This is a genomic window from Streptomyces sp. NPDC006624, from assembly GCF_040611555.1.
Classification (GTDB): domain Bacteria; phylum Actinomycetota; class Actinomycetes; order Streptomycetales; family Streptomycetaceae; genus Streptomyces.
Window position 1 is genome coordinate 60,913 of sequence record NZ_JBEXOM010000011.1, and the last position, 22,131, is coordinate 83,043.

General features: G+C 76.2%; 25 protein-coding genes and 1 pseudogene. 7 read left to right on the forward strand and 19 right to left on the reverse strand.

The features are described from left to right. The first annotated feature begins 94 nt into the window (after positions 1–94). The 4 genes from ABZY20_RS21290 to ABZY20_RS21305 all read left to right on the forward strand — a co-directional run bounded on the left by ABZY20_RS21290 (position 95) and on the right by ABZY20_RS21305 (position 5,029). Positions 95–1,333, forward strand: a complete 1,239-nt coding sequence (locus ABZY20_RS21290; protein WP_356443256.1) for a PP2C family protein-serine/threonine phosphatase — start codon at positions 95–97, stop codon at positions 1,331–1,333. 114 nt (positions 1,334–1,447) lie between these two features. After that, positions 1,448–2,548: a winged helix DNA-binding domain-containing protein gene (locus ABZY20_RS21295; protein ID WP_356443065.1), complete on the forward strand. Its 1,101-nt coding sequence runs from the start codon at positions 1,448–1,450 to the stop codon at positions 2,546–2,548. A 102-nt stretch (positions 2,549–2,650) separates the two neighbouring features. Continuing rightward, complete coding sequence (locus ABZY20_RS21300) at positions 2,651–4,348, forward strand: RecQ family ATP-dependent DNA helicase (protein ID WP_356443066.1); 1,698 nt, start codon at positions 2,651–2,653, stop codon at positions 4,346–4,348. Between the two features lie 99 nt (positions 4,349–4,447). Next, positions 4,448–5,029, forward strand: coding sequence for a hypothetical protein (locus ABZY20_RS21305; RefSeq protein WP_356443067.1), 582 nt, complete (start codon positions 4,448–4,450; stop codon positions 5,027–5,029). A 64-nt stretch (positions 5,030–5,093) separates the two neighbouring features. Here ABZY20_RS21305 and ABZY20_RS21310 read toward each other — a convergent pair whose 3' ends face one another. The 8 genes and pseudogenes from ABZY20_RS21310 to ABZY20_RS21345 form a co-directional block, all read right to left on the reverse strand. After that, positions 5,094–5,576 carry a hypothetical protein gene (locus tag ABZY20_RS21310; protein WP_356443068.1) on the reverse strand — a complete coding sequence of 161 codons (483 nt, stop codon included), beginning with the start codon at positions 5,574–5,576 and terminating at the stop codon, positions 5,094–5,096. Between the two features lie 147 nt (positions 5,577–5,723). Further along, a complete protein-coding gene (locus tag ABZY20_RS21315; protein ID WP_356443069.1) occupies positions 5,724–6,992 on the reverse strand; it encodes a hypothetical protein in 1,269 nt (422 codons plus the stop codon). Then, the gene (locus tag ABZY20_RS21320) at positions 6,989–8,266 is read right to left on the reverse strand and encodes a bifunctional glycosyltransferase family 2/GtrA family protein (RefSeq protein ID WP_356443070.1); all 1,278 of its coding nucleotides are present in this window, start codon (positions 8,264–8,266) and stop codon (positions 6,989–6,991) included. Before ABZY20_RS21320 ends, ABZY20_RS21315 begins: the two co-directional genes overlap by 4 nt. Positions 8,267–8,397: 131 nt before the next feature. Next, positions 8,398–8,934 carry a cellulase gene (locus ABZY20_RS21325; protein WP_356443071.1) on the reverse strand — a complete coding sequence of 179 codons (537 nt, stop codon included), beginning with the start codon at positions 8,932–8,934 and terminating at the stop codon, positions 8,398–8,400. Positions 8,935–8,945: 11 nt separating this feature from the next. Further along, positions 8,946–9,455, reverse strand: a complete 510-nt coding sequence (locus ABZY20_RS21330; protein WP_356443072.1) for a SigE family RNA polymerase sigma factor — start codon at positions 9,453–9,455, stop codon at positions 8,946–8,948. Positions 9,456–9,686: 231 nt separating this feature from the next. Beyond that, entirely contained in the window at positions 9,687–10,037 is a 351-nt protein-coding gene (locus ABZY20_RS21335; RefSeq protein ID WP_356443073.1) for a hypothetical protein, read from the reverse strand. Positions 10,038–10,115: 78 nt separating this feature from the next. Beyond that, the gene (locus ABZY20_RS21340) at positions 10,116–10,481 is read right to left on the reverse strand and encodes a DUF6479 family protein (protein WP_356443074.1); all 366 of its coding nucleotides are present in this window, start codon (positions 10,479–10,481) and stop codon (positions 10,116–10,118) included. 37 nt (positions 10,482–10,518) lie between these two features. Continuing rightward, a pseudogene (locus ABZY20_RS21345) lies at positions 10,519–10,973 on the reverse strand (ChaB family protein). A gap of 125 nt (positions 10,974–11,098) precedes the next feature. Here ABZY20_RS21345 and ABZY20_RS21350 point away from each other — a divergent pair. Further along, a complete protein-coding gene (locus ABZY20_RS21350; RefSeq protein ID WP_356443075.1) occupies positions 11,099–11,473 on the forward strand; it encodes a ferredoxin in 375 nt (124 codons plus the stop codon). A 193-nt stretch (positions 11,474–11,666) separates the two neighbouring features. After that, positions 11,667–11,783 carry a hypothetical protein gene (locus ABZY20_RS21355; protein WP_356443257.1) on the forward strand — a complete coding sequence of 39 codons (117 nt, stop codon included), beginning with the start codon at positions 11,667–11,669 and terminating at the stop codon, positions 11,781–11,783. A 64-nt stretch (positions 11,784–11,847) separates the two neighbouring features. Here the strand turns inward: ABZY20_RS21355 and ABZY20_RS21360 are convergent, their stop codons facing one another. From ABZY20_RS21360 to ABZY20_RS21405, 10 genes are all read right to left on the reverse strand, one after another. Then, complete coding sequence (locus ABZY20_RS21360; protein ID WP_356443076.1) at positions 11,848–12,858, reverse strand: 2-hydroxyacid dehydrogenase; 1,011 nt, start codon at positions 12,856–12,858, stop codon at positions 11,848–11,850. Between the two features lie 128 nt (positions 12,859–12,986). After that, entirely contained in the window at positions 12,987–13,601 is a 615-nt protein-coding gene (locus ABZY20_RS21365; protein WP_356443077.1) for a V-type ATP synthase subunit D, read from the reverse strand. 4 nt (positions 13,602–13,605) lie between these two features. After that, positions 13,606–15,003 carry a V-type ATP synthase subunit B gene (locus tag ABZY20_RS21370; protein WP_356443078.1) on the reverse strand — a complete coding sequence of 466 codons (1,398 nt, stop codon included), beginning with the start codon at positions 15,001–15,003 and terminating at the stop codon, positions 13,606–13,608. Then, positions 15,000–16,736 (reverse strand): V-type ATP synthase subunit A, encoded by a 1,737-nt coding sequence (locus ABZY20_RS21375; RefSeq protein WP_356443079.1) that lies wholly within the window; start codon positions 16,734–16,736, stop codon positions 15,000–15,002. The genes ABZY20_RS21370 and ABZY20_RS21375 overlap by 4 nt, the downstream gene beginning before the upstream one ends. Further along, positions 16,733–17,251, reverse strand: coding sequence for a hypothetical protein (locus ABZY20_RS21380; protein ID WP_356443080.1), 519 nt, complete (start codon positions 17,249–17,251; stop codon positions 16,733–16,735). The genes ABZY20_RS21375 and ABZY20_RS21380 overlap by 4 nt, the downstream gene beginning before the upstream one ends. Beyond that, on the reverse strand, positions 17,248–17,469 hold the full coding sequence (locus ABZY20_RS21385; RefSeq protein ID WP_356443081.1) for a hypothetical protein: 222 nt from the start codon (positions 17,467–17,469) through the stop codon (positions 17,248–17,250). Before ABZY20_RS21385 ends, ABZY20_RS21380 begins: the two co-directional genes overlap by 4 nt. Positions 17,470–17,471: 2 nt before the next feature. Further along, positions 17,472–17,894 (reverse strand): ATP synthase subunit C, encoded by a 423-nt coding sequence (locus tag ABZY20_RS21390; RefSeq protein ID WP_356443082.1) that lies wholly within the window; start codon positions 17,892–17,894, stop codon positions 17,472–17,474. Then, entirely contained in the window at positions 17,891–19,303 is a 1,413-nt protein-coding gene (locus ABZY20_RS21395; RefSeq protein ID WP_356443083.1) for a V-type ATPase 116kDa subunit family protein, read from the reverse strand. The genes ABZY20_RS21390 and ABZY20_RS21395 overlap by 4 nt, the downstream gene beginning before the upstream one ends. Further along, positions 19,287–20,210, reverse strand: a complete 924-nt coding sequence (locus ABZY20_RS21400; protein WP_356443084.1) for a hypothetical protein — start codon at positions 20,208–20,210, stop codon at positions 19,287–19,289. Before ABZY20_RS21400 ends, ABZY20_RS21395 begins: the two co-directional genes overlap by 17 nt. Further along, the gene (locus ABZY20_RS21405) at positions 20,210–20,689 is read right to left on the reverse strand and encodes a hypothetical protein (protein ID WP_356443085.1); all 480 of its coding nucleotides are present in this window, start codon (positions 20,687–20,689) and stop codon (positions 20,210–20,212) included. The genes ABZY20_RS21400 and ABZY20_RS21405 overlap by 1 nt, the downstream gene beginning before the upstream one ends. A 190-nt stretch (positions 20,690–20,879) precedes the next feature. Between ABZY20_RS21405 and ABZY20_RS21410 the strand changes: the two genes are divergently transcribed. Beyond that, positions 20,880–21,725: a CBS domain-containing protein gene (locus ABZY20_RS21410; RefSeq protein ID WP_356443086.1), complete on the forward strand. Its 846-nt coding sequence runs from the start codon at positions 20,880–20,882 to the stop codon at positions 21,723–21,725. Between the two features lie 112 nt (positions 21,726–21,837). On the opposite strand, the gene ABZY20_RS21415 is transcribed toward ABZY20_RS21410, so the two are convergent. Beyond that, positions 21,838–22,092 carry an acyl carrier protein gene (locus tag ABZY20_RS21415; RefSeq protein WP_356443087.1) on the reverse strand — a complete coding sequence of 85 codons (255 nt, stop codon included), beginning with the start codon at positions 22,090–22,092 and terminating at the stop codon, positions 21,838–21,840. Between the last annotated feature and the right edge of the window lie 39 nt (positions 22,093–22,131).

Genomic DNA, 22,131 nt, shown 5'->3' on the forward strand with positions numbered 1-22,131 from the left:
GACCCGGCCTGTGAGACCCCGATTCGCGGGTAAGCGAGCAGCGGGGCGAAGGAGGTGGACCGTGACGGAGCGTAACGGCGAGGGCGGCCGGCGGATGCTCGCCGAGCTGCTGAACGCCAGCCACCTCATGCCGATCGAGCTGCTCCCGGCCAAGGCGACCGAGTGCGCCCGGGCCGCCTCCTTCCACCAGGTGCTGATCTACGTCGCCGACCTGCGCCGCCACACCCTGTGCCTGCTGTCCGGAGAAGGGGCGGCCCCCGAGGGGCACGAGAGGGAGCTGCCCGTCGAGGGCACCGTCGCCGGGCGCGCCTTCCAGTACGGCGACGTCCTGCCCGCCGGGCCCCCGGGCGGGGACGCCTTCGAGTGGTGGGTGCCGCTGCTGGACGGGACGGAACGCATCGGGATGCTCCGGGTGAGCGCCGAGCACAACGACGCCGGGGCGCGGGCGGACATGGAGGCGCTCGCGGCCCTCATCTCGCTGATCATCGTCAGCAAGCGCGGCACCAGCGACACCCTGGCCAAACTGGTGCGCGCACGCCCCATGAGCCTGGCCGCCGAGATGCAGTGGAACCTGCTGCCGCCCCGCACCTACGCGGACGGCAGGGTCACCATCTCCGCGGCCATGGAACCGGCCTACGACATCAGCGGCGACGTCTTCGAGTACGCCGTCGACGGGCCCCTCGTCCACCTGACGATCTTCGACGCCATGGGCCACGACACGGCGGCGGGCCTGTCCGGGGCCCTCGCCCTGGGCGCCTGCCGCAACTCCCGCCGCCAGGGCGCCGACCTCCTCGGCAAGGGCGACGCCGTCGAGGCCGCCCTCGTCGAGCAGTACGGCCACCGGCGCTACGTCACCGGCGTCCTGGCCGCCCTCGACACCCGCACCGGCACCCTGCAATGGGTCAACCGCGGCCACCACCCGCCCATCCTGATCCGCGGCAACCGCTGGACCAGCCACCTCACCTGCCGGCCCTCCCACCCCATGGGCACCGAACTCGGCCTGCCCGCCACCATCTGCGAGGAGCAGCTGCAGCCCGGCGACCGCATCGTGCTCTACACCGACGGCATCACCGAGGCACGCCGGGCCGGCGGCCCGGAGTTCGGCCTGGAGCAGTTCACCGACTTCCTGATCCGCCACCACGCCGACGGCCTGCCCGTCCCCGAGACCCTGCGCCGCCTCATCCAGGCCGTCCTCGACTACCACGACGGCCGGCTCCAGGACGACGCCACCGTCTTGATGTGCGAGTGGATCGGCCCGCACCTGGAACCGGCCGACACCGCGGCCGTCCTGACGGGCCTGTCGCCCGACGGCACGCCCGAAGACCCCGGCTGATCCGCCGGCCGGCGCGGCATGCGGTCAGGATCTGACCGCGACTGCTGGGACGGTGGCCCGGCCGGACCACCCCGCCCCGGGCCGGCCCACGACTCCCAGGACCGAGGTGCCCCGATGACCGTGCTCGACACCCGGGCGCTCAACCGCGCCACGCTCGCCCGCCAGCTGCTGCTCGACCGCGCCGACCTCCCCGTGCACGACGCCGTCGCGCACGTGTGCGGGCTGCAGGCGCAGGAACCGCAGGAGCCGTTCACCGGGCTCTGGTCCCGGTTGCGGGCGTTCGACCCGTCGGAGCTGTCGGAGCTGCTGACCGGGCGGCGCGTGGTGCGCGCCCCCCTCATGCGCCGCACCGTCCACCTCGTCACCGCCGGCGACCTGCTGTCCTGGCGGGCCCGGCACGACGCCATGCTGCGCCAGCGGGTCCTCGGGGTCTACCGCCGCGAGCTCGCGGACGTCGACCTGGAGGAACTCGCGCGGGCGGGCCGGGAGGTGATGGCCGACGGCGTGCCCCGCTCGATGCCCGAACTGGCACGAGCCGTCGCCGCCCGGTGGCCGCGGGCGGGCACCCGGCCGCTGGGGGAGATGCTCGTCGCCGCGCTCCTCCCGGCGGTGCAGCTGCCGCCGCGCGGAGTGTGGCGGGCCACGGGGGGCGCGCGGTACGCGCTGGTCTCCTCCTGGCTGGGCCGCGAGGCCGACCCGCCGTCCCCGGACGGCTCCGACCCCGTGGGACGGACGCTGGTCCGGCGCTACCTCGCCGCCTTCGGCCCCGCCGCCTCGGCCGACCTGCGCGCCTGGTGCGGCCTGGCCGGACTGCCCGCCGCCGTCAAGGCCGTACGCGGGGAACTGGTCTCCTTCCGCGACGAACGCGGCCGCGAACTGCTCGACCTGCCGGGCGCGCCGCGCCCCGACCCCGGCACACCCGCCCCGGTGCGTTTCCTGCCCGCGTTCGACAACGCCGTCCTCGGCTACCACGACCGCGGCCGGATCATCGACGACGCCCACCGCGGGCTGTCCGTCGCCGGGGCCCGCCTCGTCCTGGTCGACGGCCGTGTCGCCGCCACCTGGACCGTCGCGGCGGACACCGTCGAGGTCACGCCGCTGCGCCGCTTCTCGCGGGCCGACCGCGGCGCCGTCGCCGAGGAGGGCCGGGCGCTGGCGTCCTTCCTGTCCGCCGGGGAGAGCGACCGGGTGCGGGTCGCGGCGTCCCCCGCGTGACGCGGCCGGCGGCGGCCGCCTGATAGGGCACGGGACCGTGGGGTACCCAGAGTGCGCCGCGGGCGGTGTCGGGACGCGCCCGCCCCGAGCGAAGGAGCCCGCATGGGACGCAGGGCGCAGCGGACGGAAGCGGCCCCGGCCGCGCGCCTGCGGGAGGCCGCCGCCGAGGTGTTCGGCTGGGACAGCCTCCTGCCGGAGCAGCTCGCCGCCATGGAGTGGGTGCTCGACGGCGAGGACACCCTCGTCGTCATGCCCACCGGGTCGGGCAAGTCCGCCGTCTACCAGGTGCCCGCGGTGCTGCTGTCCGCGCCGGTCGTGGTCGTGTCGCCGCTGCTGGCCCTCCAGCGCGACCAGATCGCCGGCCTGCCGGACGACGAGCGGGTGCCCGGCGCCGTCGCGATCAACTCCGACCTCAACGCGGGCGACACGCAGGACGCGTGGGACGCGTTGCGCCGGGGCGAGGTGCGGCTGCTGTACCTGTCGCCGGAGCAACTCGCCAAGGACGAGGTGGTGGAGCGGCTGGCCGAGGCCGGGCCCGCCCTGTTCGTCGTCGACGAGGCCCAGTGCGTGTCCTCCTGGGGGCACGACTTCCGCCCCGACTACCTGCGCCTGGAGCAGGCGATCCGGCGCGTGGGCGGACCACCCGTGCTGGCCCTGACCGCCACCGCCGCCGCGCCGGTGCGCAGGGAGATCGCCGAACGCCTGGGCATGCGCCGGCCGCGGCTGCTGGTGGCCGGCTTCGACCGGCCCAACATCGGACTGGAGGTCCGGCGCTTCCTGGACGAGGAGGAGCGGCGCCGGGCCGTGGTCGAACGCGCCGCGGCCGAACCCGGACCGGGCATCGTCTACGCCGGGACCCGCAGGGACAGCGAGCACTACGCCCGCGAGCTGGCCGCCCTCGGACTGGCCGCGCAGGCCTACCACGCCGGACTGCGCGCCGCCGAACGCGAGCGCGTCCACGACGCCTTCCTCTCCGGCACGGCCGACGTGGTGGTGGCGACCTCGGCGTTCGGCATGGGCATCGACAAGGAGAACGTACGGTTCGTCCTGCACGCCTCGCTGCCCGGTTCCCTGGACGCCTACTACCAGGAGATCGGCCGCTGCGGCAGGGACGGCGAGCCCGCCCTGGCCGTCCTGCACTACCGGTCCGAGGACACCGGCATGCAGACCTACTTCGCCGGGCGCACACCCGGCCGCGAGACCCTGTCGGACGTGGCCCGGGCCGTCCACGAGCATGACGGCGACGCCCCCGGCCTGGACGAACTGCGCGCGGAGACGGGCCTGTCCAGGAACCGCGTCACGGCCGCGGTGAACCTGCTCGAGGAGGCCGACGCCGTGGCCACGGGCGCCGAGGGCGACGTCCACCCGGCCCCCGGCGTACCGCCGGAGCAGGCGGCCGAGCAGGCCGGGCAGACGGCGCGGGCGCACCGCCGCACCGACCGGAGCCGGGTCGAGATGGCCCGGGCGTACGCCGAGACCACCGGCTGCCGCCGGCGCTTCCTGCTCGGCTACTTCGGCGAGGACCACCCGGAGCCCTGCGGCAACTGCGACCTCTGCGACGAGGACCGCGCCGGGCCCGGGGAACGCCCCGCCCACCCCGCCGCGGCCGCCTACCCCGTCGGCACGGAGGTACGGCACGGGCAGTGGGGTGAGGGGACGGTGCTCAGCGAGGACCAGGACCGCATCACCGTGTTCTTCGGGCAGGCCGGCTACCGCACGCTGGCCCTGGAGGCGGTGGCCGGACAGGACGGCCTGCTGACCGTGCTGCGCAAGCCGGGCGAGAACCGGTGGGCCGTGTGACGCGCCGCCGTCCGCGCACCCGCCCCGCACAGGACCGTCGGGCGGTCCCGGGAGCACACTGGAAGAGTGCTGCCGGTGCTCATGAGGGGGTGTCGGCGAATGAGGACATCCGAGCGCACGACCGTGCGGTGGTGGCGGTGGCGGAGCAACCCGCTCCGGCGCCGGGTCGACGTCGTCGAGGCCTGGGTGGTGCTCGCGGGCTGGGTGTGCGCCCTGCTGGGCGGGGCGGTCGCGGGGCTGGCGGCGGCGGGCGCCGTCGGGCAGGCCGTCGAACGGCAGCGCGCCGGGAGCCATGAGGTGCGGGCGGTCCTCGTCCGGGACGCGCCCGGCCCGTCCCCCGACCGGGCGGCGAGCGACCAGCGGGTGTGGGGCGCGGTGCGCTGGACCGCGCCGGACGGCTCGGTCCACCGGGACCGGGCGCGGGTCCCACCCAGGGCGCCCGCCGGGAGCACGATCCCCGTCTGGGTGGACCGCGGCGGCGACCCGACGAGCCCGCCGGTGTCCGACGGCGAGGCCTGGCTCCACACGGGCATGGGGGGCGCGCTGGCCGGCGCCTTCGCGGGCGGGGTGCTGCTGGGGGCCGCCCGGCTGGCCCGGCTGGGTCTGGACCGGTTGCGGATGGCGCAGTGGGACGCGGAGTGGGAGCGGATCGACACGCGGCGCGGCTGGAAGACGGGGTGAGCACGGGCGGCGGCGCACCCGCCGCGGCGAGGTGCCGACGCGTCCGGGGCGCTGACTCCGGGTGCTATCCGGTCCGGGGCGCTGACTCCGGGTGCTGTCCGGAGGGCTGCGGGACGGGGGATCCCGTCGGGAGCGGGGTGGCCGTGGGCGCCGTGGCTCCCTCCACCTGCCGGACCGGGCCGGGACCCGGCCGGTCACCCGTGCCCGGGCCGGCGGACAGCTGGGCCCAGGCGCCCAGGGCCAGGGCCACCGCGGCGGCGGTGGCGACGACCCGGCCCACGCGCCGCGTCCTGGCACGGCGGTCCAGGTCCCGCCAGGCCACGCGGACCCACAGGTCCTCCGGCTGCCACAGGTCGCCGACGGCGTACGCGGGCTGCGGCTGACGGCCGGACGCCCGCTCCTTCGCGGAGGGCTCCCTGGGCGCGGAGGCGCGTATGGCGGACTCGCTGTCGGTGAGGAACTTCAGCCACACCTCGTCGGGAAGCGGCGCGGCACCGTCCGGCCGGCCGGGCTGCCCCCGCCCGTCGTCCGGTTCGTCGGTGGTCATCTGCCGTCATCCCCTCTCCGACCGTCGGCCTGGTCAGTGCGCGGTCAAGATCAGTATGACGCCCGGGCCCCGCGGCCGCCGCCTCATCACGGCTGCCGCTGCGCCGCCGAGACCGACTTGGAACGTGCCGGCGCGGTCGCCCGCCGTCTACGGCACCCCCAGCTCGAACAGCACGTAGCCCGCGTACGACCCGGAGGCCAGGGCCGCCGTGCCGAGCACCGCGGTCAGGGACGGCCACCTCAGGCGGCGCAGGGCGAGGGCGAGCGGCACGAACAGCGGGAAGAGCGGCAGCAGATAGCGCGAGACGTTGCCGAAGATCTGCTGGGTGGCCATCACCATGAGGTACGACAGCACCGTGTAGACGACCAGCACGGCCGGAGGCCGCAGCCGCAGCAGCAGCACGGTCAGCACCGGCACCGCCAGCACCACGCAGACCCCGATGACGTCCTCGAACGGCATCGCGAAGAGATAGTCGAAGTGCCCGACCGGGATCGACGTCAGCACGTCGGCGGTGTGCACACCCCAGTCGAACTTGTGGGCCCAGGCGCCGTCCTGCAGCTTGGAGTAGCCGTTGAGGTCGCCCATGCGGTAGTTGACCCAGGCCAGGTAGCCGAACAGGCCCAGCGGCGCGATCGCGACGGCGGCCAGCGGGCGGCGCGGCCCGTCCTCGCGCCGGCGCAGCGACAGCACTGCGGCGACGGCCAGGGCGGCCACCAGCGCGACGGCCGTGGGCCGGCAGAGCCCCGCCGCGAAGGTGAGCAGGCCCGCCGTCAGCCAGCGGCGCGTCATGACGGCGTGACAGGCCCACGCGGCCAGAGCCGTGTAGAGGGACTCCGAGTAGCCCGACCACTCGGTGCCGGAGCCCGGCCAGACCGCCCACAGTCCGGCCGCGACCAGCCCGGCCCGGTGGCCGCCCAGCTGCTTGGTGACGGCGTATATGCCGAGCGCGGCGGCGAACGAGGCGACGACGGAGACCGTCAGGCCGGCGCCGTACAGGCCGAGTCCGGTGCCCTCCGAGACCAGGCGCATCAGCGTCGGGTAGAGCGGGAAGAACGCGGCCGAGTTGCCCTCCAGGGTGATCAGGCCCTTGGCGCCCGGGACCGGCGTCAGCGCCGGGTCGTAGCCGTGCCGGGCGATCTGCTGGTACCACCAGCCGTCCCAGCTGGCCAGCACGTCCCAGGGGTGCTCGCCGCCGCCGAAGCGCGGGTTCTTCTCGCGGAAGTCGCCCGCGGAGTCCAGCAGGTACATGAAGACGGCGAAACCGGCCAGCTTCAGCACGCCGTACGTCAGCAGCACCGGCCCGAGACGCAGGGCGGCCGCGCGCAGCCGGGCACGGAACTCCTCTGCGCCGCCCGGAACTTGAGGGTCGTCGCGGTCCGTGCCGACGGGTGGGCGGTGCAGCTGGGCGGTGCTCATGAGGCGGCGGGTCCCGTCGTGCGGCGGGAGGGGAACACCCAGGCCCGGAAGAGGAGGAAACGCACCAGGGTGGCGGCCAGGTTGGCGGCGACCAGCGTCCCGAGCTCGACCCGGTGACCGGCCCCGGGCGCGCCGTGGTGCAGGACCGCGAGCGAGCCGCTGGTCAGCGCCAGGCCGACCAGGAACGTTCCGAGACCCTTGAGGTGGTGGCGCAGCGCGCCGCCGCGGCCCCGCACCCCGAAGGTGAGCCGCCGGTTGGCGGCGGTGTTGGCGACCGTGCCGACGAGCAGGGCGAGCGCGTTCGCCGCCTGGGCTCCCGCCACCGGCCTGAGCGCGGTGAACAGCAGCAGGTGGCACAGGGTGCTGGCGAGCCCGACGGCGGCGAAGCGGACCAGGTGCCGGGCCAGTCCCGCCGGCACCTCCCCGGCCGGATCGCCGTCGCCGCGGCGCAGCGCGGCCAGCGGCAGCCGGCCGCGGGCCAGGGCGCGGCCGAGCCGGGCCATGCCCCGCAGGTCGGCCAGCGCCGTGGACAGCAGGTGCACCCGGCTGTCCGGGTCGTCGACCCAGTCCACCGGCACCTCGTGGATCCGCAGCCCCGCGCGCTCGGCGATCACCAGCAGCTCGGTGTCGAAGAACCACCCGCGGTCCTCGACCAGGGGCAGCAGCCGCTCGGCGACGTCCCGCCGCACCGCCTTGAACCCGCACTGCGCGTCGGAGAACCCCACGGCCAGCGTGGAGCGCAGCAGCCCGTTGTAGCAGCGGGAGATGATCTCCCGCTTGGGTCCGCGCACCACCCGCGAGCCGCGCGCCAGCCGGGTCCCTATGGCGATGTCCGAGTGGCCCGAGATCAGCGGCGCCACCAGGGGCAGCAGCGCCGCCAGGTCGGTGGACAGGTCGACGTCGAGGTAGGCGAGCACCGGGGCGTCGGAGCGCGACCAGGCCACGTGCAGCGCGCGGCCCCGGCCCTTGGCGGCCAGCCTGATCCAGTCCGTGCCGGGCAGTTCGGCGGCGAGCCGTGCGGCGATCTGCGGGGTCCGGTCGGTGCTGGCGTTGTCGGCGACGGTGATGCGGAAGGCGTACGGGAACGTCTCGCGGAGGTGGGCGTGCAGCCGCCGGACGGACCGCTCCAGGTCGTCCTCCTCGTTGTGCACGGGGACGACCACGTCGAGGACGGGATCCCCGGGGTGCGCGGGCAGGGGCGCCCGGCGCGGCAGCGCGGACGCCCGGCAGGCGGCCGGGCGGTCGATCAGCGGCGACCGCCGAACGGTTCTCATGGGTGCTTCACGGTCTCCTTCCGGCGCCGGGCGGGCCGGACGCCGTTTTCCGGGCATGCCGAAGACGCCCGTGGCGGGTGGTGCGGGGTGCGGGGCGCGGTGCCCCGGGTCGGGGAGGGCCGCTCAGGCGGCTATTCGAGGGAGGCCGACGCCGAGGGCTCCTCCGTCTGCGCGGGCGGGGACGGCGGGACGGTGGTGCGGGTGGGGGTGGGCTCGGGTGCCGGCGGCGCCGAGGTGGCCCTGGGCCGGGGAGGCTCGGGGGACTCGGTGGCCGGTGCCGGAACGGCCGGCTCGCTCGTCGTCGTGACCGGGGTGACGGTGGTGGCGTGGGTGGCGGGGGAGGACGTCGACGGCAGTGTTGTCGGGGTCCCGCTCGGCTCGGGAGACTCGGTCGGCGAGGGGCTGCCGGGCACCGGCGTCCGGCTCGTCACCGGCGGCGGCCGGTCGTCGGCGGGCGGCTGGGCCCGGGTGAGCATGCCGGGCAGCAGCGCGAGCCCGACGCCGATCCCGGCCACGGCCACCGCGGAGCCGCCCGCCCTCCACAGCAGCCGCGCCCGGCGGCGGGCCCGGATGCCCGCGTGCAGCCGCTGCCGGTGCTCGGGCTCGTAGGGGGTGTGCTGGTGGGTGTCGCGCAGCAGGCGCGACAGGTCCCGCTCGAAGTCGTCCATCGGTTCTCCCTTCACCCCACGGGCCTGACGGCGTCGGACAGGAGCGTGCGGAGCCGGGCGACCCCGCGTGACGCGTGGGACCGCGCGGTGCCCACGGGACAGCCCAGAGCCTGGGCGACCTGGGCCTCGGGCAGGTCCTCGTAGTAGCGCAGCACCACCGCGGCGCGCTGTTTCGGCGGCAGCAGGGCGAGGGCGGCCTCCAGCCGCGAGCGCTCCGCCACGGCGGACGAGAGGTCGCCCGGGCCGGCCCGGTCGGGCAGTTGCTCCACCGGGCGCTCACCCCACCAGCGGCGGCGGGCCGAGCGGGCCGCGAGCCGTACGAGCACGGTGCGCACGTACGCCTCCGGTGCCTGCTCGGCGACCTTCGGCCAGGCGAACCACAGCTTGACCAGGGCCTCCTGCACCAGGTCCTCGGCGCGTTGCCGGTCGCCGCCGGTGAGCAGCCGCCCGACATGGAGCAACGCCGACCAGCGGGCGGCCGCGAACTCGTCGAAGCCGTCCGCCCCCCGAACCTGCTCCATCCTCACCGTCCTGCGTCTCAGTGGCCTCCTACACCTCTCCAAAGACGCTGGACCCCTCCCCGCGATGCACTTCAAACCTGTGATCCACCTCACTTGTGCGCGCTCCCGAGCGGTCCGGGCCGGGAGGCGGTCCGGGCCGGGAGGCGGTCCGGGCATGGCGAAGGGCCCGTGCGCAGGCACGGGCCCTTCTTTCGGCAGGCGGGCCGGTCGTCTCGTGGACCGGCCGGGTTCCTACGTGCGGTCACCCTTCGGCTTGCCCCGCTGGTCGGGCGTGCCGTGCGGCGGCGGGCCGAACGGCTCGGGCGAGGTCGCGGGCGACACCGGGGAACCCGCCTGGCCCCGGCCCGTCTCGGGACGCAGCGCGCCCGGATCGCCGGACGTCGGCTCGGCGCCCGCGCGGAGCTGCTCAAGGCGGGAGCCGAGCAGCTCGGTCACCGGCAGCCGGTCGGCGTGCGACCGCTCGTACGCCAGCAGTTCCTCGACCTCGTCCTCGGACAGCGACCGCACACGGCTCTCCAGGCCGCCGATCGGCAGATGGTCGTAGTCGGGCAGCGGCAGGCTGTCGCGGGCGGGATCGGCCATCGTTCTCACTTCCCTGTGTACGGCGTGTACGACTTGCTCTCGCACGACGTGAGGGGCGGGGTGCCGCGGTGCGGCGGTTCAGTGGCCGCCGGGGCCGCCGCTGCCGAAGCCGCCGCTGCCGCCCCCGTTCCACCGGGGGCGCTCCCGCGACGCGCTCGTCCGGTCGCTCTGCCCGCCGTTCGCCTTCAGCTCGTGCGGCGTCAGACGCTGGTCGCTTCTCGGCACCTCCTCCGGCTCCCGGTGCTCACGCGTCTCACGGACCGGCCCTCCGTCGGGCAGCCGCGGCTGCTCCTCCGGGCGCGGTACGGGCGGCTCCCTGCGCTTGTTGCGATAGCCGAGGACGAAGGCTCCCAGCAGCAGAGCCACGACCACCACACCTGCCACGACCAGGCCGATTCCGAGGGCGCCACGGCCCGCGGCCAGCTCCATCCATGCGGTATTCATGGCACGCGGGTACCCCCGGACCTCACGGCGAACCGGCTCACCGCGACTTCGGGCGCGACCTTCGGGACGACCCGGAGTCCGAACGCGAGGACCGCGAGGACGGCTGCGAGGACCGGGTCCGCGAGCGGTTCTCCCCGCGGACCGCGTCCAGCAGCTCCGCCTTCGACATCCGCGACCGCCCCTCGACGCCCAGCCGCCTGGCGAGGTCGTAGAGGTGCTCCTTGGACGCGTGCTCGTCGACGCCCTCGCCGCTGCGGCCGCCCCGCTGCCGGGGCCGGGCCGACCGCGGGTCCGAGGGTCCCTTGCGGCCGCCCTCCTTGCGCTCCCAGTGGTCGCCGACCTTCTCATGGGTGTGCTTCAGGGCGCCGAAGGCCGTGCGGTGCGCCCCTCGCCGTACTGCTCCACCGCCGAGTCGTGCGCCTTGATCCAGGTGCGCCGGGCCTCCTCGGAGGACCGCTCCAGAGTCGAGGGAAGCTCCTCTCGCCCGGGCATGTCACCCACCTCCGTGTCTCGTCCTCCCGCGCCGGCCGGGTGCCCGTCGGGCCGGGCGGGAAAACCGGGCGGAACCCGTGCGGGGACCGGGTTTGACCGGTGCCGACCGGGGCTACCCGCGCGGTGTGACTTCGACGACATCCCAGCAGGAGCTGTTCCGGTTCCTGGAGGACCGTTTCGCGTGTGCGCAGGCGTGCACCGAGTGCGCCCGGGCGTGCGCGCTGCGCGCGAGCCTCGTGGATCCCGACGGCACCGAGAACCAGGAACTCGTCCGGCGCAAGGGCATCATGTGCGCGGAGGTCTGCGACACGACCTGCCGTGTGCTGTCCGAGCAGAACCAGGTCGACGAGTCGAGCATCCGCGTGCAGGTGGAGTGGTGCCGGACCGTGTGCCTGGAGGCGGCCCACGTCTTCGACCGGCAACCGGGAGCGGAGGACTCGGCGGCCGCCTGCCGCGCGTGCGCGCGGGCCTGCACGAACTTCCTCGCGACGCTGAACTGACCCGGCGCCGTCCGCGGTGCGGCCACGGCGGTGTGCGCCGACAGGACCGGCCCGCCGCTGACGTACCGTCAGGCGTTGCTCGGTCGGCCATGGCGGTGGGCCTGCTGGGCACCCTCGCGGTGCTGCACCTGGCCACCTCGAGCGGTGGTCCCGGCACGGGCAACGGGACGGGAGGGTGGGCGCCGTCGTGGCCGTGCTCCTGGGACTGCTCGCCCTGGCGATCGGCCGGCGGGCCCTCACCCGCTCGCGACGCGCCGGACACCCCGCCGGTCTCCCGGAGCCCGCGCGGGAGCCGGGGTCCGCGCCGTAGCGGCCGCCTGCCGGGACGGCACGGCCGCGCCGCCGGTGCGGCACCGCGCCGTCCCGCCGGTGTGTCAGGAACCGGGGTGGACCAGCGTGTTCCGGCTCGTCCGGCCGGCCAGGTGGTCCTCGACGTTGCGCACGGTCGTCTCGGCGATCTGGCCGACCGCCTCACGGGTGAAGTACGCCTGGTGGGAGGTGACCAGCACGTTCGGGAAGGTCATCAGCCGGGCGAGCCGCTCGTCGGTCATCACCTCCAGCGACTTGTCGAGGAAGAACACCCCCGCCTCCTCCTCGTACACGTCCAGCCCGACGCCGCCGAGCCGGCCGGCGCGCAGCGTGGCCAGCAGGGCGTCGGTGTCCAGCAGGCCGCCCCGGCTGGAGTTGACCAGCACCGAGTCCGGCTTCATCAGCTCCAGCATCCGGGCGTCCACCAGGTGGTGGGTGTCCGGAACCAGCGGTACGTGCAGGCTGACCAGGTCGGACTCGGCGAACAGCCGCTCGTGCGGGACGTACTCCATGCCGAGGGCCAGGCACTCGGGGTTCTCGGCGACGTCCCACCCCAGCAGGCGCATGCCGAAGCCGTGGGCGATCCGGGCGAACGCGGTGCCGATCCTGCCGGTGCCGACCACCCCCGCGGTGCGGCCGTGCAGGTCCCGGCCCAGCAGACCGTCGAGACGGAAGTCGAACTCGCGCGTGCGGTGCGCGGCCCGGACGATGCGCCGCCCCACGGCCAGGGCGAGCGCCCAGGCGAACTCCGCGACCGAGTACGGCGAGTAGGACGACACCCGGGCCACGCTCAGCCCGAGCTCCCGGGCCGCGGCCAGGTCGATGTTGTTGTAGCCGGTGGCCCGCTGGGCGATCAGCTCGGTGCCGCCCCGGGAGAGCTCCCGCAGCACCTCGGCGTCGAGGGTGTCGTTGACGCTGCTGAGCACGATCTCGTGACCGGCCGCGGTGGGCGCGGTGTCCCGGTCGAGGAACAGCTGCAGACACCGCAGCTCGCGCCGGTCGCCGAACGCCTGGTCGAACGCCGCCCGCAGCAGGGGCTGCTCGTCGGTGAGGACTCCGTACGCGATGATCTCCACGCCGTTCCGCTCCCGCTTCCGAGGGGCCTGCAGTGGTGTGCCGTGTGCCTCCGCAGCGAACCCTAGGCGACGTCCCGCGTCCGCGCGCGGGCGGACGGCGACCGCCGGGCCCCGGTCCGTCCGGGGTGTCAGTCGCGCCGGGACTCCGAGGCCCACCGCCTGCGTACGGCGTCCTCGTGCTCCGCCTGCTCCAGCATGGCGTCCACGCGGGCCAGCGCGCTCTCCAGGCGCGGGATCCACTGGCGGCGCAGCGCGCGCAGCCGCCGGCGGGTGGTGCGGGTCTCCGCTCCGACCGCGCGTGCCGCCTCACCGGCCGCGGCCGACTCGGCGGCCGCCCGGACCGCCTCGGCGTAGGCCGCCTCGGCCCGGAGCAGCGCGGTGTTCGCCGCGGGCGGGCCGTCCGGGGCCCGTTCGGGGACCGTGCACGACACGGCGCCCGGATGGCGCACCCCCATGGTGGAGGTCCAGTGCACCTCCACCGTGGCGCGGGGGGCTGCGGGCGGGGTGTCCAGGGCGTCCTCGCCGCTCAGCAGCAGTCCGCGCCGCAGCCAGGTCTCGGCCTCGGCCAGGCGCGCGTGCCAGCGATCCCGGGCGGCGGCGTCCTCGCGCAGCAGCCGGTCGTGCGCGGTGCGCAGGATGCGCAGCTTCTGGTCCAGCAGGTCCGCCCCGCGCCGGGCGACCTCCAGGCTGCGGGACAGCCGCATCCGGCCGGCCCGGCCGGGCGGGGTGCGCAGATCGGCCACGGCCTCACCCGCTCTCGTCGGGGAGACGGGCGGCGAGGAACCCGGCGGGCAGCATGGTCAGCTGGCTGCGCGGCAGCGTCAGCAGCACCCGCCAGGCCCGCTCCAGCGTCTCGTCCAGCGTGCGCGACTCGTCGCGCCGCTGGTCCACCAGCCCGTGCGCGAACGCCTCGTCGAAGTCGAGGTAGCTGCGGTCGGTCGGCGTGAGGGCCGCCTGGCCCACCAGGTCGGCCAGCTCCTTGACCTGGCGGGCGCGGGCCAGCGCCGAGAGCAGCTGGGCGGCGACGTCCAGGTGGTCGTCACGGGTCCGGCCGGGTCCGGCGCCCTTGCGCATCAGGCGGGACAGGGAGGACAGCGCGTCCACCGGCGGGTAGACGCCCCGGGCCTGGAGGTGCCGGGAGAGCACGATCTGACCCTCCGTGATGTAGCCCGTGAGGTCCGGCACCGGGTGCGTGATGTCGCCCGCGGGCATGGTGAGCACCGGCAGCACCGTGACCGAGCCCGGCAGACCCCGCACCCGTCCGCAGCGCTCGTACAGGGAGGCCAGATCGCTGTACAGGTAGCCGGGGTAGGCGCGGCGGGCGGGGATCTCGCCGCGGGCCGCGGAGACCTCGCGCAGGGCCTCGGCGTAGCTCGTCATGTCGGTCATGACGACCAGGACGTGGCGGCCCTGCCTGAACGCCAGGTGCTCGGCGACGGTGAGCGCGATGCGCGGGGTCAGGATCCGCTCGATCACCGGGTCGTCGGCGGTGTTCAGCAGGAGCACCAGCTCGTTCGCCGCGGAGCGCTCCTCCAGGGCGTCGCGGACGAACGCCGCGTCCGCGTGGGTGACGCCCATGGCGGCGAAGACCACGCAGAACGGCTCCCCGCCGGACGTGGACTGGGCGGCGATCTGCGCGGCCAGTTCCAGGTGCGGCAGCCCGGCCGCCGAGAAGACGGGCAGCTTCTGCCCGCGGACGAGCGTGGTGAGGGCGTCGACGGCGCTGACGCCCGTCAGCACCGGCTCGGCGGGCGGCTCGCGGCGCACCGGGTTGACCGGGCTGCCGCCGACCGCCGAGGTGCCGGCGGCGAAGACCGGCGGCCCGCCGTCGAGCGGCTCGCCGCGCCCGTTGCAGACCCGGCCCAGCCAGCCCGGCCCGACCGGGACGCGCAGCGGAGCACCCGTGAAGGCGGCCCGCAGCCGCGCCGGGTCCATGCCGGCGGTGTCCTCAAGGACCTGCACGACGGCCGTGCCCCGGTCGACCTCCAGGACCAGTCCGTGCCGCTGCGCCTCACCGTCGGGGGAGAGCAGCACGAACTCGTCCCAGCCCACCCCCTCGACTCCGTCGACCACCGCGAGCGGCCCGCGCAGTTCCCGTACCGAGGTGAACTCGACACGGTCCCGCTCCGCACGGCCGGCGCTCATCTCAGCTCCTCCAGCCGGGCCAGCATCGTGTCGCACAGGGTCCGCACCAACGGGGCGTCGTGCGGTCCGGCCTCCTCGCGGGCCCGCAGGACGGGCGAGAAGTCGACCTCCTCGATCCGGGAGGCCGGAACCCCCGCGCCGGCCAGCTCGTGGCAGCGGGCGACGACCGCCAGCACCGCGTCGGCCAGGGCCGCGGTCTTCTCCGGGCTGCTGTAGGCGTCCCGCTCCGACAGGGCGCTCTGCTGCAGCAGGCCCTCGCGCACCAGCCGGCCGCCCAGCACGCTGACCCGCTCCCGGTCGGGCAGCGCGGTGATGCCGAGCAGGTCGACCAGGTCCGCGAGCCGGTCCGCCTCGGCGAGCAGCTCCGCCACACGGGCCCGGCGGACCGGCCGCTCGGGGTCGTCCGCGGTCGCCGTGCGCCCGCCGAGCACCTCGGCGTCGCGGGAGAAGGACTCCGCCCAGGACACGGCCGGATAGTGCCGCGCGTACGCCAGGTCCCGGTCCAGGGTCCACAGGCAGCGCACGAAGCGCTGGGTGTGGGCGGTGACCGGCTCCGCCATGTCGCCGCCGGGCGGGGACACCGCCCCGATGACCGTGACCGACCCCTCGCGCCCGCCGAGCGTGGTCACCGCCGCGGCCCGCTCGTAGAACGCGGCGATCGCCGAGGCCAGCCCCGCCGGGTAGCCCTCCTCGGCGGGCAGCGCGCCCGTGCGCGAGGCGAACTCGCGCAGCGCCTCCGCCCAGCGGGAGGTGGAGTCCGCGATGACGACCACGTCCAGGCCCATGTCCCGGAAGTACTCGGCGACCGTCACCCCCGTGTGGACGCTGGCCTCTCTCGCCATCATCGGCATGTTCGAGGTGTTGGCGACGATCACCGTGCGGTCGGCCAGGCGTCCGCCGGTGCGCGGGTCGGTCAGCGCGCTGAAGTCGTCGATGACGTCGGCCATCTCGTTGCCGCGCTCACCGCAGCCGACGTAGACGATGACGTCCGCGTCGCACCACTTCGCGATCTGCTGGAGCAGCACCGTCTTGCCCGTCCCGAAACCGCCCGGCACCGCGACCGTGCTGCCCAGCGCCACCGGGAAGAGCAGGTCGATGACGCGCTGCCCGGTGTGCAGCGCCCGGGAGGAGTCCAGGCGTGAGCGGACCGGCCGGGGTCTGCGCACGGGCCAGCGCGTCGTGATCCGCACGTCGGTCCCGGCCACCGTCGCGACGACCGAGTCCTCGGCGTACCGGCCCGCTCCGGCGAGGTACTCGATCCGGCCGGAGCACCCGGGCGGTGTCATGATCCGCACCCGCACCGGTCCGGCGTCGTGGATCTCGCCGAGGACGTCACCGGGCGCGGCGTCGCCGCCCTCGGCCGCGAGCGGCACGAAGTCCCGCTCCACCGGCGCCGGGGGGCCGGCGTCGGCCGGACGGGGCTCCAGCCAGGCGCCCGTCGTCGACAGGGGACGCAGCAGCCCGTCGAAGATCCCGCCGAGCAGGCCCGGGCCGAGGGCGGCCGTCAGCGGCCTGCCCAGCGGACGGGCCGGCATGCCGGGTGCGAGACCGCCGGTGTACTCGTACGCCTGGACGGTGACGACGGTGTCCCGGATCGCGACGACCTCACCGGGCAGCCCCGCCTCGCCCAGGGCGACCAGGTCGTTCATGGCCGTCCCGCCCAGGCCCTCGGCCTGCACGAGCGGACCCGCGACACGGACGATGCGGCCGGCGCCGCCCGGCTCGCGTGTCATGGCGCCCACAGCTCCTCCACCTCCACCCCGTTCAGGGCCGCCGACCGGCGGGCGATCGCGGTCAGGGACAGGTCGAGACGGCGCCCGGGCGCCTCACCGACCACGCCGCCGTCCGCCGTCCGCTCGATCCGCGCGTCCGGTCCCAGCACCCGGCGCGCCCGCTCGGCCAGCCGCTCCCGCAGTTCCGCACAGGCCAGCTGCCCGACGCCGTGCTCCACCTGCCGGCACAGTTCCTCCCAGCACGCGCGGCGGGCCCGCAGCTCCCGGGCGCGGGCCGCCCGGCGCCGGCGCACCCGCCCGGCCGCCAGCGCGGCGGCCGCGTCGGCCTCGCCCCGGGCCCGCGCCTCGGCGAGGATCTCCCCGGCCCGGCCCTCGGCGTCCCGCAGCGTGGCGGCGGCGTCCCGCTCCGCGTCCGCCAGCAGGGCGCGGGCCTCCGCCCGGGCGGCGGCGAGCAGCCGCTCCCGCACCGGCTCCACCGTGGCGGCCGCTCCCTCCGGCAGCGTGGTCCGCGTCATGGCGGCATCACCGCGACCAGCGGACTGCCGCCCTCCAGCCGGCCGGTGCCGAGCGCCCGCGCCGCCGCCGGGGTGACGATCACCAGCCCGGTCCCCGCGGGCAGCCGGCCCCAGGCGGCCCGTACCGCGTCCGCGTCCTCGGCCGGCAGCACCACGACACCCGCCGTGGCCAGCCCCAGGACCCGCAGCCGTTCGCCGATCGCCGCCACGCCCGCCATCGCTACGCCTTCCCGATGAGGATGATGGCGACGACCAGCCCGTAGATGGCGATGCCCTCGGCGAGGCCGACGATGACCATGGCGCGGCCGAACAGCTCGGGGCGTTCGCTCAGCGCCGCCAGCGCCGCCGCGCCCGTGTAGGCGACGGCGATCGCCGCGCCGATCGAGGCCCCGGCCACCGCGATGGCGGCGCCGATGAGGGCCGCCGAACCGGAGCCGGAGCTCTCCGCCGCCGTCGTGGCGGCGTCCGCCCGCGCCGCGCCCCCGCTGAGCGCCACCAGCAGCAGCGCCAGGGCCCCCGCGAACAGCGCCCCGTCCGCGGCGAGGACCCACCGCAGCGCGGCTTTGCCGCGGCGCCGCAGCAGCATGCGGGTGGCGGCGAAGGCCGCGAGCAGCGCGGGCAGCGCGATCAGCCAAGTGGTCATGGTGTCACCTCCGTGCGGGACTGGGTCGGCACGTGCCAGGGCCTGAACGGCCGGCCCTCCGCGTCGAACACCCGGGAGAACAACTCGTAGAACTCCAGGCGCAGGGCCTGGACGCCGGCGACCAGCGCCTCCAGGGCGAAGGTCAGCGCGTTGCCGAGCACAAACACGAGCACCGCCGCGGCGAACGCCACCGGGCCCGCCCCCGCCAGGGCCGTGGTGCCCTGCCAGACGATGGAGCCCAGCGCCGCGTGCGTGAGCCCGAACGCGGCGAGCCGGGCGAAGGAGATCGTGTTGGACCCGATGCGGACCACCACGTCGAACAGCTGGATGCCGGTCTGCAGCGCCCCCGCCGCCCCGCCCCCCGACGTGGCGAACAGCCCCGTGCCGGCCAGCGCCAGCCCGGCCACGCCGACGACCGCCCCGCCACCGGCGAGGACCGGCGCGCGCAGCAGCACCCCGCAGGCGAGCAGGGCCAGACCGAGGAAGACAGCGGCCCCCGCCACGCCCGACGCCGCGTACAGGGCCCGGGCCGGTCCGCCCTCGCGCCACCGGTTGACGATGCCCGCCGCGTACGACGCCGCCAGCAGGACCGCACCGAAGGCCACCGCGCTGCCCAGCAGCCGCATCGGCTCGTCCAGGGGGTCCAGCCACAGCACCGGCAGCACACCGGTCGGGCCGAAGAACTCGCCGTACGCGACCCCCGCCAGGACGCTCGTGCCGCCAGCGGCGGCGAGGAACGGCCACGCCGGGCGCAGCGCTGGCCAGCGGCGCAGCCGCCCGGAGCGGATCAGCAACGCGCCGAGGAGCAGCAGCAGCCCGTGACCGGCGTCGCCGAACATCATCCCGAACATCACCACGTAGGCCACGCCCGCGGGCAGCGTGGGGTCGATGTCGGTGTACGGGACGGTGCCGTAGGTGCGCACCAGCGGCACCATGGACCGCCGCACCCGACCCGCCTCGGACAGCCGGGTCGGCGGGTCCACGCCGCCCGGCGCGCGCAGCGGCACCACGGCGCCCCCGGCGTCCGCGAGCCGGGCGCCGAGCCGTTCGACGTCGGCGGCCGGGCACCACCCGGCCAGCGCCGCCACGGCACCGTGCGGCACCGCGGCCCGCTGGTAACGCTCCAGTTGCTCCTCGCCCGCCAGCAGGTCGGCGCGGCCCTGCGCGCGCAGGGCGTCCAGGTCGGGCGGCGTGGGCGACAGCAGCGGCCGGACGGGCGCGGCGCCCAGGGACCTCAGCCGGCGCGCGGCCGGTCCGGGCGCCTCGTCGCCGTCGTCGACGCCGCGGTCCAGTTCCACGCAGCCCGCCTCCGCGACGCGCACCAGGACCTCCCGCAGCGCCGGGCGCGGGGCGACGACCGCCACCCGCCGCATCCGGGCCGGGGTCCAGGATTCAGCCCACGAGTTCATCGAAGGCCTCCCGTGCCGGGCCGCCGTGCGCGGCGCACTCCAGGGCGGCGCGGACCCGCCACGCGTCGGCGCCCAGGACCGCCACCGCTCCCACCACGGGCGTCACGTCCAGCCGCGCCCGGCGCAGCAGGAGCAGACCCTCCCGCTCGATCGAGGACCACCAGCGCGCCTCGGCCCGCCACAGGTCCCCGGGCCGCCCCGTGTCCCGCAGGGCCCAGCGGGCCGTGGGAGGCAGCGCGGTGCGGAAGTCGTCGAACGCCGTCGCCCGCACGGCGGCGCCCAGCGTGCGGACCGCGTACGCGGTGGCCGCGGGCGCCAGCGGGCGGGCGGCCAGGAACTTCTCGCGGGCCACCAGCAGGGCGGCCTCCCCGGCGGCCCAGCGGGCGGCCGTCGGCACGTTCGCCACCGTCCGGGCGGCCGCCGACAGCCGCATCCCGGTGAGGATCGCCGCAGGCGAGTCCGCCCCGGGGTCGCCCCACAGGGAGGCGGCCAGGACGGCGCGCACCTCCGCGGCGGACGCGGCACCCGCCAGGCGGGGCCAGGCGGTGGACAGCGCCCCGAGGCGGTGCGGGGGCGGCTGCGGTTCCCCCGCGAGCGCGCGCAGCCGGTCCCGGGTGTTGTCGATCTCGAACCGTGCGGCCAGCAGGCGTACGGCGGCGGAACCGGGCCGCGGCTGCCAGCCGGCCAGCACGCGCAACTGCCACACCAGGGCCGCCGTGACGGACCGCCCGGCCTCGGCCGGTCCGGCCCGCACGTCGAGTCCCCGCCGGTAGGGCGTGCCGGCCAGGGCGCGCAGGGCGTCGAACAGGCCGGGCGCGGTCGCCAGGCCGCGTGCGGTCTCCGGGCCGGCGCGCCGGCCCGCCATCGCCCGCGCCCGGGTCACGCCCGCTGCCCATCCGGCGCCCATCACGCCTCCCGGGACGGTCCGGCCGGCCCGGCGTGGGGCGCGCCGGGCGGCTCGCCGGTCAGTTCGGCGGCCACCCGGGCCACCAGGCGGGCCGCCAGGGCGGGCGTGCGCTCGGCCGCCCGCCGGCGCAGGTCCCGGACGCCGGCCTGGGAGGCGGCCTCGGCACGGGCGGCCTCCCGCTCCGCCTCGGCCACCAGCCGGTCGGCGGTCTCCTTGCGGACCCCGGGCGCGCGCGCCAGGGCGTCACCCACCGTCCGCTCGGCCCGTTCCGCGGCGACGCGGCGCCGCTCGGCGGCCTCGCGTGCGGCGGCCTCCCGGATCGCCGTGGCCTCGGCGGTGGCCTCGTCCAGCAGGGCCAGCGGAGGGCTCAGCTCGGCGGCGAGTTCGGCGGAGCGGTCGGCCGGGACGTTCCCGCCGACGGCCGGACCCGGTGAACCGGCCGGCCGGAAGCGCGCGAGGAACTCACGGAATCCAGGCATGCGCACCTCCTGGCCCGACGCCGGTGCCGCGGGCTGCGGCCACCGCTCCTGCCTCCACGCTAGGGAAGAACGGCGGCGGCCACACATGGACCGTTCGACCCGCGGCAGGGGCCGGGCGGCCCTGGCCCGGCCACCGGCCCCGGAGAGACGGTGGACTCGGGGTCGTGGACCATGAGCGCGGGAGGTTGCCATGAGCGGCCGAGACACCAGGGAAGCGGGCCGGGCGTCGGCCGACGCGCGGCGCACCCTTCCGGCACTCGCCGGCGAGCCGGCCGAGGAGTTCCGCCAGGACCTGATGGTGCGCTACCTGCGCGCCATGGCGTCCACGGCGCGCACCGCCGAACCGGTCCAGGAGGCCACCGGCCCGGCCGCCGCCCCGCGGCAGAAGCCGCTCACGGACCTTCAGGTCTTCGACATCATGCGGCGTTCGGTGCCCGTGGCCTCGGTCGACGCCGGCACCCCGCTCCTGGACGTCGCCCGGACGCTGGCCCGCAGCAAGGCCGGGGCCGTGCCCGTCCTGGACGACGAGCGACGCGTCGTCGGCGTCGTGGCGGAGTCCGATCTGCTCGCCCGGGTCGCGAGCCTCACCGGACCGGAGGAGGAACCGGGCCTGTTCGGCAAGCTGTTCGGCCGGCGGCGCGGCGAGGACGCGGGCGATACGGCCGCCACCCTCATGACGGCGCCGGCGCTCACCGTCCACCCCTGGACCACCGTGGCCGCGGCGGCGCGCGAGGCCGCCCGCTCCCGGATCCGGCAGGTCTTCGTCACCGACCACAGCGGCCGGCTGGCCGGCGTCGTCACCCGCAACGAACTGCTCCACGCGCTCGTGCGGGACGACGCCGCGGTCCGGGAGGAGATCGTCTCGCGCGTGTTCGACGCGTGCGGGGTCGACCCCGCACGGGTGGCGGTGCGCGTCCGCAACGGCGTCGTCACCCTCACCGGCGTCCTGGCCGCCGACCGGATCCCCGCGCTGACCGACGCGCTCGCGCGGATCCCGGACGTGGACGAGGTCGAGAACCTGCTCGCCGAGACCTGACCCCGCGGGGGGCCGCGTGGGCGCGGGGCGCGGGCCGTGCGCGGTGGGGGAGCCGCTCACCAGGTCCTCATCACCAGGTCCTCTTCACCAGGTCCTCCTCACCCGGTCCTCCTCACCCGGTCCTCTCGACCAGGAAGTCGACCGAGTCGGCCAGGGTGGTCAGCCTCGGGTAGTCGGACTCGTCGATGTGCACGCCCGTGCGCTGCGACAGGATCTCCACGAGCGTCAGGAAGTCCAGGGAGTCCAGCTCCAGCGCGTCGCGGAACGGGTCGTCCGGGCGCAGACGGTCGAAGTCGGCGTCCGGAACGATGTCGGTGAGGGACTCCTTCAGGACGGTCAGCGCGTCGGCGCGGTTCAGGGTCTCCATCGCGGTCACACTCCTCGCTTCTGCCGGGACTCGGTCCTC

Excerpts from the sequence above, each read along its gene's own strand:
- ABZY20_RS21290 (WP_356443256.1), top strand. The coding sequence starts at position 95 with ATGCTCGCCGAGCTGCTGAACGCCAGCCACCTCATGCCGATCGAGCTG.
- ABZY20_RS21295 (WP_356443065.1), top strand. The coding sequence starts at position 1,448 with ATGACCGTGCTCGACACCCGGGCGCTCAACCGCGCCACGCTCGCCCGC.
- ABZY20_RS21300 (WP_356443066.1), top strand. The coding sequence starts at position 2,651 with ATGGGACGCAGGGCGCAGCGGACGGAAGCGGCCCCGGCCGCGCGCCTG.
- ABZY20_RS21305 (WP_356443067.1), top strand. The coding sequence starts at position 4,448 with ATGAGGACATCCGAGCGCACGACCGTGCGGTGGTGGCGGTGGCGGAGC.
- ABZY20_RS21310 (WP_356443068.1), bottom strand. The coding sequence starts at position 5,576 with ATGACCACCGACGAACCGGACGACGGGCGGGGGCAGCCCGGCCGGCCG.
- ABZY20_RS21315 (WP_356443069.1), bottom strand. The coding sequence starts at position 6,992 with ATGAGCACCGCCCAGCTGCACCGCCCACCCGTCGGCACGGACCGCGAC.
- ABZY20_RS21320 (WP_356443070.1), bottom strand. The coding sequence starts at position 8,266 with ATGAGAACCGTTCGGCGGTCGCCGCTGATCGACCGCCCGGCCGCCTGC.
- ABZY20_RS21325 (WP_356443071.1), bottom strand. The coding sequence starts at position 8,934 with ATGGACGACTTCGAGCGGGACCTGTCGCGCCTGCTGCGCGACACCCAC.
- ABZY20_RS21330 (WP_356443072.1), bottom strand. The coding sequence starts at position 9,455 with ATGGAGCAGGTTCGGGGGGCGGACGGCTTCGACGAGTTCGCGGCCGCC.
- ABZY20_RS21335 (WP_356443073.1), bottom strand. The coding sequence starts at position 10,037 with ATGGCCGATCCCGCCCGCGACAGCCTGCCGCTGCCCGACTACGACCAT.
- ABZY20_RS21340 (WP_356443074.1), bottom strand. The coding sequence starts at position 10,481 with ATGAATACCGCATGGATGGAGCTGGCCGCGGGCCGTGGCGCCCTCGGA.
- ABZY20_RS21370 (WP_356443078.1), bottom strand. The coding sequence starts at position 15,003 with ATGAGCGCCGGCCGTGCGGAGCGGGACCGTGTCGAGTTCACCTCGGTA.
- ABZY20_RS21375 (WP_356443079.1), bottom strand. The coding sequence starts at position 16,736 with ATGACACGCGAGCCGGGCGGCGCCGGCCGCATCGTCCGTGTCGCGGGT.
- ABZY20_RS21380 (WP_356443080.1), bottom strand. The coding sequence starts at position 17,251 with ATGACGCGGACCACGCTGCCGGAGGGAGCGGCCGCCACGGTGGAGCCG.
- ABZY20_RS21385 (WP_356443081.1), bottom strand. The coding sequence starts at position 17,469 with ATGGCGGGCGTGGCGGCGATCGGCGAACGGCTGCGGGTCCTGGGGCTG.
- ABZY20_RS21390 (WP_356443082.1), bottom strand. The coding sequence starts at position 17,894 with ATGACCACTTGGCTGATCGCGCTGCCCGCGCTGCTCGCGGCCTTCGCC.
- ABZY20_RS21395 (WP_356443083.1), bottom strand. The coding sequence starts at position 19,303 with ATGAACTCGTGGGCTGAATCCTGGACCCCGGCCCGGATGCGGCGGGTG.
- ABZY20_RS21400 (WP_356443084.1), bottom strand. The coding sequence starts at position 20,210 with ATGGGCGCCGGATGGGCAGCGGGCGTGACCCGGGCGCGGGCGATGGCG.
- ABZY20_RS21405 (WP_356443085.1), bottom strand. The coding sequence starts at position 20,689 with ATGCCTGGATTCCGTGAGTTCCTCGCGCGCTTCCGGCCGGCCGGTTCA.
- ABZY20_RS21410 (WP_356443086.1), top strand. The coding sequence starts at position 20,880 with ATGAGCGGCCGAGACACCAGGGAAGCGGGCCGGGCGTCGGCCGACGCG.
- ABZY20_RS21415 (WP_356443087.1), bottom strand. The coding sequence starts at position 22,092 with ATGGAGACCCTGAACCGCGCCGACGCGCTGACCGTCCTGAAGGAGTCC.